The sequence below is a fragment of the Hydrogenophaga sp. genome, from assembly GCF_048549895.1.
Lineage (GTDB): Bacteria > Pseudomonadota > Gammaproteobacteria > Burkholderiales > Burkholderiaceae_C > Hydrogenophaga.
In genome coordinates, this window is sequence record NZ_JBLYYB010000061.1 from 1 (window position 1) to 6,856 (window position 6,856).

Genomic DNA, 6,856 nt, shown 5'->3' on the forward strand with positions numbered 1-6,856 from the left:
ACGCCCAGCGCATCCAGGCTTTCGCCGGACCGGCTGTAGTAATGGCCCTTCCAGGCGATGGGCATGCCCCTCGGCGCAGCCGGAATTTCGAACAACAGCACGCGCCCGTTGGCGTGGTGCAGCTCGTGGATATTGCGCAAGGTGACGCTTGGCTGCGTGCCGTCGCTGATCTGGTGCTTGAGGCTCTGCAAGCGGTCGGCCTCGGGCCGGTAATCCGTGCCCACGACGGCCCGCTGCTTGTTGTCGATGCCAAAGACCAGCCAGGCGCAAGACAGCCCCCGCAGATTGGCCTCGTTGGCCAGGGCCGAGAAGTACTGGCCGATCTTGTCGGTGGAGTAGTCATGCCCAGCGCGCTTGAACTCCACGACCTCGCCCTCCCATCGAGCAATGAGGTCATTCAGCAGCGCTAGCAGTTGCGGTTCTGTCATCACATGCCGACGCCCGCGTGGCGAGCCCATTCGCTACAGAGCTTGCGGAAAGAACGGCAAGCGTCGAACGCCTGCTGAAGGTCGAATAGCGCGGTAAAGGCGGGTTGATCGGTTGTCTCACGGTAGCGTCCTCCCGGCATGTGCTGCGAAACCCAGCCTTTGGCGTCGCGCGGGCGTTCAGGGTCGGCAACGTGATCTGTGCCGCGCAGAAACCCGCGCTGCCCATCCAGAGAAGCGGCTGCAGCGATAAACCAAGCCTCGTACTCCCGGTTCGCCACGACGACCGATACGCGCGGATGCGTGGTGACGGCACGCACGCGAACCAGTACGTCGGCCCCGAGCGTTGCAGGACAATCGTCGTCGGCATCGAGAAGAATCAGCACCCAACCCTCTGCGCCACACTTCGCGGCCGCAAGCAGCACGTACTTCCGGAATTCGTCATCCCTATTCAAGAATCGGTCGCGCCGAACCTTGATTGGCGCCAGCGGCTGCACATAAGTGTCGCCGGGCTTCCATTGATTCATGCGCCGAAGTAGAACCGGCACTGCCTGCACCTCGCCATCACCTTCCACGATGGATGCTACCGACCTCATTCCACAGCTCCACCAAACAAATCCGGCTGGACCGCAGCCTGCTGAGCGAGCACTGTGGGGTCAGGCGCAAGCTGGTTCAACCTCAGCAACTCTCCGGCCGAAAACAGATGATCACGCATCGCCTTTCTCGCGCCTTCATCCAGCGGCGCGATTTGCGTGTTGCTGCCTTGCGAAACCACCGCCAGTAGCGACTGCTCTGAAATCGAAGGGTCATCCAGCAAGTCCGGGCTATGACTGGTGACGATGATCTGGGTTTTCTCGGAAGCCCGAGCCAGCGCCTCCCGCAGCGCCGCACTGGCCGCAGGGTGCAACGCCGTTTCCGGCTCCTCGATGCCTACCACGGTCGGCGCATAGTCACGATTGCCCTGGAACAGTGCCGTCAAGACACCTAACGCCCGCAGCGTGCCATCCGACATGTTCTGAGCCAGAAAGCGCCACGGCGATTTGGACCCGGCAACATCCTGGCGAAATTCCAGCGTCTCCATCGGGCCGATGGCCTTACGTTCCAGTCCATGCACCATCGGGACCACCGTTTGCAGATACTCCCGAATGATCTCGACCTGCTCTGGTGCCACGCGCTCCAGATGCGCAATCACGCTGGCGACGTTTTCCCCGGCGTGTTTGAGCAAGCGGCCGTCCTGCGGCTTCTGCAACTCCCGCATAACCTTAGGATTCAAGTTGTAGAAGCCCATGCCGACCAGGGCATCGAACACCGGCCTGAACGCGGTGACGCCGGAAACTGCCACCAGCGCCAAACGGTCGGCGGTAATGGCTGGGAATACGGGCTCACTGCTGTCTTTGAGCTTGCCGTGATTGATTCGGAAGAACGGCGCTTTGGCCACGCCACCGCCAAGCAGGCATTCCTCTGTCTGCACCTCGTAGCCGCCGCCCTTCTGAGAACCGATGTTGAAAGCGTAGTGGCCAGACTGCCCGTTGCGTAGAACGAATTCGATGCGGATGCCAAAGTGCGTGGGGTGCCCGCTGGATCGGCGCCTTACCTCGCTCAGACCGCCGCGCTCATTGATGGCGTTGTCGAGGGAACCGGCCAGGGCATCGCGCACAAAGTGGAGCGCATCCAGGAAATTGCTCTTGCCCGAGCCGTTTGGACCCACAAGATAAGTGAGGGCCTGCAACCGCACCTCGCAACTCCCAATACTCTTGTAGTTGCGCAGCACGACGCGACTGAGAAACAAGGAACTGCTCATAGCGTCTTAACCTCGGTGGCGGGCGACAGCAGCTTGAACAGCTGCTCCACGTTGATCTTCACGCTGTCGCTGGCAAACCCTGAGTCGCGGAACACCACACGCAGCGGCTGGTAGCCCGCCAGCGTCTTGACGAAGGCCTCGTCCACGCCGAGGTCGAAGCAGGCGGCGAGCGCGGTGTCATCGACGAAGAACACCGTCTTGCCGGCGATGCTCTCCTGACGGATTGGCAGCGATAGATCGACGCCCCAGTCCAGCAGCACCTGGAACAGCAGATCCTCAGATGTGCGGCCGTAGCGGATGTTGTCGACTTGTTCGGCGAGGAGATCCTGCTTCACGGCGTCGGGGGAGTAGTACACGTCGGCCATGTTCGATGAATCAATCTTCAAGACCCTGAATCCAGTATCCACGGTTCTGGCGCCCGCGCCTGCCTCGCGTCGAGAGTCTTGAATCTCCCTTCCCACATTGCGAACACGGGTAAGTCCCATCTCAAAGATCGTGCCCATGCCACCTTCGGGCTTGGGAAGTGGTTCTTGGACCTGTACCGCGATAAATCTCCGGCGTCCGCCGTCTTCTTCGTTCTGCTTCAGAACCGCATGTGCTGTCGTCGCACTCCCACTGAAGAAATCAAGCACGATGTCTTCATCATCCGGTTTGCTCGATAGCTGGAGGATTCGCTGAATCAACTCAACTGGCTTGACTGAGTTCAGTACGTTCTCCGTGTACTCGAACGGCACATATTTCAGAAGCGTCTTCTTGGCGTCTTGGGTATGGCCCACATCCTTGTAGAACCAGAGCGTTTGCGGCGTCCGCCCCTGCTGTACTTCTGACAAGAATCGTTTGAGTCGGGGCATATTATTTCCGTCCTCACCCCACCAGATTCGACGATCCTGGTCCAACCTTTTGAAATTGGCCTCGCTGACGCCCCAGTATCGACCCTTCGGTGGGCCGTCAATTACGCGGCCCGATGGGCACGTAACCGGGTAAAGGCCCGCGTCATAGCGGTTCCTCGCAGCGAGATCACTTGAGGTCCACGCACCACGTTCATCGGAATCGAGATTCTTATAGCGCGCGACCATTTCCTCAGTTTGAGGAAGCAAGATCGGGGTCCACCGCTCCCTGGACTTAGCGTAGACCAGCACATAATCGTGGTCTTCAGAGAACCAACGCGCGGAGTTTTTCGGAGAAAAAACTTTCTGCCAGATCACCTGTGCGACGAAATTTTCATCGCCGAATATCTCCGAGCAAACCTTCCGCAGGTTGTCCACCTCGTGATCGTCAATCGAGATGAATAGAACACCATCATCTCGTAAAAGGTTGCGAGCAAGACGAAGTCGCGGATAAATCATACTGAGCCAATCCGAATGAAATCGGCCATTGGCATCAGTGTTCGCCACCAGCCGCGCACCGGAAGAGTCAGCTTGATTGGAACGAGTTAAGTAGCTGTCGGCACCATCACCGTAGTCGTCGTCGTAGATGAAGTCGCGGCCAGTGTTATAGGGCGGATCGATATAAACCAGCTTGACCTGGTTCAAGTAGGTTTCCTGTAGCAACTTGAGCGCCTCCAGGTTGTCCCCCTCTATAAACAGGTTCCTGGTGGCATCGAAGTCCGCGCTCTCTTCACGACATGGACGTAGGGTTTTGGCGATTGGCACATTCGCAGCAAGCAGGCCCTCCCGCTTTCCCGGCCAATCGAGCTGGTAACGCTCCTGCGGTCCATCTACAACGTGGTCGCTCAGTTCTTGGCGCAGCTGGTCGAAGTTCACCGCCAGACGCAGCTTGCCGTTCTTGTCGGCCGCTTCCGTCACGCACCCTGGAAACATCTCACGAATACGCGCGATGTTGTCTTGCGTCAGATCCGGCGAGTGCATCTTCAGCTTGTCCATCGTGTGTCCCGAGTTCATGGCCTTGATCCGCCGTCAGGCAGTCAGGGCCTCGATTTGTTGGTTGACGGTGCGTAGCTGCGCATTGATCGCGACCTTGCGGTTGAACTGCTTTTCCCGCTGGAGCTGGGCATCCAGCTTGGCCCGTTCGCGCTCATGTCGGCGGATCGCTTCAACCCGTTCCAGATGCGCGGCAATGCTCTCGCCCGGTCGCGCCGGCTGCGGCAGCAGGCCACGGACCAATTGCTCGTAAAGGCCCTGGAGATCGAGGGCAATCGGCAGCACCTGTCGATCAGCGGTCTCAGGGTACCAGTCTCCCAGGTAGTGCTCGCCGATGACCCACTTGCTGCCATCCGCCTCGCTCGGCCGCTTGTGGGCGGCGGCCATGCGAACCTGATTCCCATAGCGCAGATGGAACAGGATGGGCTTGGGAATCACCTTGTCGATCGCCAGCAGGATCGGCGCATCCAGACCCTTGCTGCGCTGGTGCAGCTCGATGATCTGGATTTCCTGCACGCCGCCGCGCTCAGGCAGGTTGGTTGTTTCCGGCGCCAGCTTGTAGGCCCAGGTGATGCGGTCCACTTGGGCTTTGATGCGCTCACGCAGGGCCTTGCCGAGGTGGCCGTGCTCGTAGATTCGGTTCTTGGGGATGACCCGTCCGAACGCGGCCTTGGCCGGGTAACTGTACGGCGCGCCGATCATGCGGACACGGCGCTGCACGTCTTGTCGTCATTCCCGCGCAGGCGGGAATCCAGCCCCTCCGACTGAGTAGCGACAGCACGGCGCGCTGCGCGCGCCGCCTGGATTCCCGCTTTCGCGGGAATGACGGAGGAGAGGAGTTTGTTCTGCGCGCCGATCATGCGACGGCTTGCACCACGATGAAGGTGATCAGCTCGAAGTCATCCAGACCGGAGATGGTGCCGGTCAGGGCCGTGGTCTTGCCGGGGGTGAACAGGCTGTCCAGGTCCTTTTCCTCTTTCACGTCGATCATGGTCTTGATCGCATGGTCGAGCAGGTCGGAGTAGGCCTTCATCTGCTTGCCGTCTTGCGTCGCCTCGTTGAACGCCAGATAGGCCGCACGCACCGGCTCGTGGCAACCACGACAAGCAGTGCGCGCCAGATCCAGCAGGCGCTTGGCTTGGGTGTGGTCTGTGACGATGCTACCGTCGATGCCGATGTAGACCAGGTAGAACGGGTGCAGCCGGTTGTGCAGGTTGACGTTGACGGCCGGATTGCGGTTGCACAGCGTGAAGATCACGCCCGGATGCAGGCCCACTTCCGGACGGGCGGGAACCACCGCATGCAATCCGTTCGGGATGTTGCTCAGATCACCGTGCGTCTTGATGTAATTGAGCAGATCCATCCGGAAGTCGTTGAGGCCAAGGTCGGTGATCGACACGCCGGTCCTCAGCTCTTCCATCTCGATGACTTCTTCCTGCAGGCGGCGTAGCTGTTCCTTGCGGTAGGCCACGTCGTTTGCCTGGGCGTTGAGCACGTTGTCATCGCCGGTCGCGGTGACGTCCGCAATCATCATGCGGTTCTCGACCCGCTCCTTGAGGTTGATGTACTCATCCAGGCTGATGTCCGGCCAGTAGTTGACCAGCTGGATGCTGGCGTTCTGCGAGCCGATACGGTCGATGCGGCCGAAGCGCTGAATGATGCGGACCGGGTTCCAGTGGATGTCGTAGTTGATGAGGTAGTCGCAGTCCTGCAGGTTCTGGCCTTCCGAGATGCAGTCGGTGCCGATCAGGATGTCCAGCTCACGCGGCTCGTTGGGGTAGACCAGCGCTTTTTCCTTGGAGCGCGGCGAGAACAGCGTGAGCAGGCCCTGGAAGTCATAGGTCTGCCGACTGCCGGGCATGGTGCCGAGCGTGGACTTGGGCGCGTCCGAGCCCGTGACCTTGCCGGTGTGGACCTTGTGCGCCTTGAGCAGGGACTCCGCCAGGTTGTTGTAGAGGTAGTTGGCGGTGTCGGCAAAGGCCGTGAAGACCAGCAGCTTGCGGTTGCCGGGGTTGATCGGCGAGGTGAGCTTGCTGGTGATCTGCGTCTTGAGGTGCTGGAGCTTGGCGTCGTCGGCCGGCGTGACCTTTTCCATCTCGCGCAGCAGCTCGCTGATAAAGACCAGGTCGGCCTGCAGATCCTGCTCCCAGCTCGGCACGTCCATGTCGTCCAGGCTGATCTGGATCTTCTTGCCGATGGTGGCGTCGCCGGGCAGCGGCAGCTCGTCGTCATCCTCGGACACGTCCTCGAATGCGTTGGAGGTGTCGGCAAACGTGCTTGGCACGCCGCGTTCGCGCCAGTCCGCGATCTTGTCCAGGGCGCTGGTGTGGCTCTGCCGGAGACTCTTGAGCGTGAGCCGGAAGGCTTCGACCGAGCTTTCCAGGCGCTTGAGCAGGTTGGTGGTCATGAGCGCCTGCAGGCTCTTCTCACGGTCGGCCTGCTTGAGCTTGCCGCCGCCGCTTTCGACCTCGGTGTCGTACAGCTCCTCGTATTTCTTCAGCCGGCTTGGGAGGATGTAGCTGATGGGCGCGTAGACCGCGAGCTTGAGCAACGAAAGCTGATTGAAGATCTCGTTGAAGCCGATGACGTCATCGCGCGTGGTCAGCGGGCAATGGAAGGACAGCGGCTTGCGGCGCTCCGGGAAGTGACCGATCTCAGACGTGTCGTAGAAGGTCTGGATGTGCTTGCGCGAGCGCGCGATGGTGACGCTGTCCAACAGCTCGAAGAAGTCGAAGTCCAGCGCGGACAGG

6 protein-coding genes are annotated in these 6,856 nt (G+C 60.4%); all 6 read right to left on the reverse strand.

The genetic code is table 11. The features are described 5' to 3' along the window. Nucleotides 1–428, reverse strand: a 428-nt coding sequence (locus ACN4F8_RS06255) for an ATP-binding protein (RefSeq protein ID WP_419472761.1), incomplete at its 3' end; no start/stop codon positions are given. Next, nucleotides 428–1,021 (reverse strand): DUF4276 family protein, encoded by a 594-nt coding sequence (locus ACN4F8_RS06260; protein WP_281784096.1) that lies wholly within the window; start codon nucleotides 1,019–1,021, stop codon nucleotides 428–430. The genes ACN4F8_RS06260 and ACN4F8_RS06255, both read right to left, overlap by 1 nt. Next, nucleotides 1,018–2,226: an AAA family ATPase gene (locus ACN4F8_RS06265; protein ID WP_419472762.1), complete on the reverse strand. Its 1,209-nt coding sequence runs from the start codon at nucleotides 2,224–2,226 to the stop codon at nucleotides 1,018–1,020. Before ACN4F8_RS06265 ends, ACN4F8_RS06260 begins: the two co-directional genes overlap by 4 nt. Further along, entirely contained in the window at nucleotides 2,223–4,109 is a 1,887-nt protein-coding gene (locus ACN4F8_RS06270; RefSeq protein ID WP_281784094.1) for a site-specific DNA-methyltransferase, read from the reverse strand. Before ACN4F8_RS06270 ends, ACN4F8_RS06265 begins: the two co-directional genes overlap by 4 nt. A gap of 33 nt (nucleotides 4,110–4,142) precedes the next feature. After that, on the reverse strand, nucleotides 4,143–4,826 hold the full coding sequence (locus ACN4F8_RS06275) for a DUF4391 domain-containing protein (RefSeq protein ID WP_419472763.1): 684 nt from the start codon (nucleotides 4,824–4,826) through the stop codon (nucleotides 4,143–4,145). 136 nt (nucleotides 4,827–4,962) lie between these two features. Then, on the reverse strand, nucleotides 4,963–6,856 hold a 1,894-nt coding region (locus tag ACN4F8_RS06280; RefSeq protein ID WP_419472764.1), incomplete at its 5' end, for a C-terminal helicase domain-containing protein.

Excerpts from the sequence above, each read along its gene's own strand:
- ACN4F8_RS06265 (WP_419472762.1), bottom strand. The coding sequence starts at position 2,226 with ATGAGCAGTTCCTTGTTTCTCAGTCGCGTCGTGCTGCGCAACTACAAG.
- ACN4F8_RS06270 (WP_281784094.1), bottom strand. The coding sequence starts at position 4,109 with ATGGACAAGCTGAAGATGCACTCGCCGGATCTGACGCAAGACAACATC.
- ACN4F8_RS06260 (WP_281784096.1), bottom strand. The coding sequence starts at position 1,021 with ATGAGGTCGGTAGCATCCATCGTGGAAGGTGATGGCGAGGTGCAGGCA.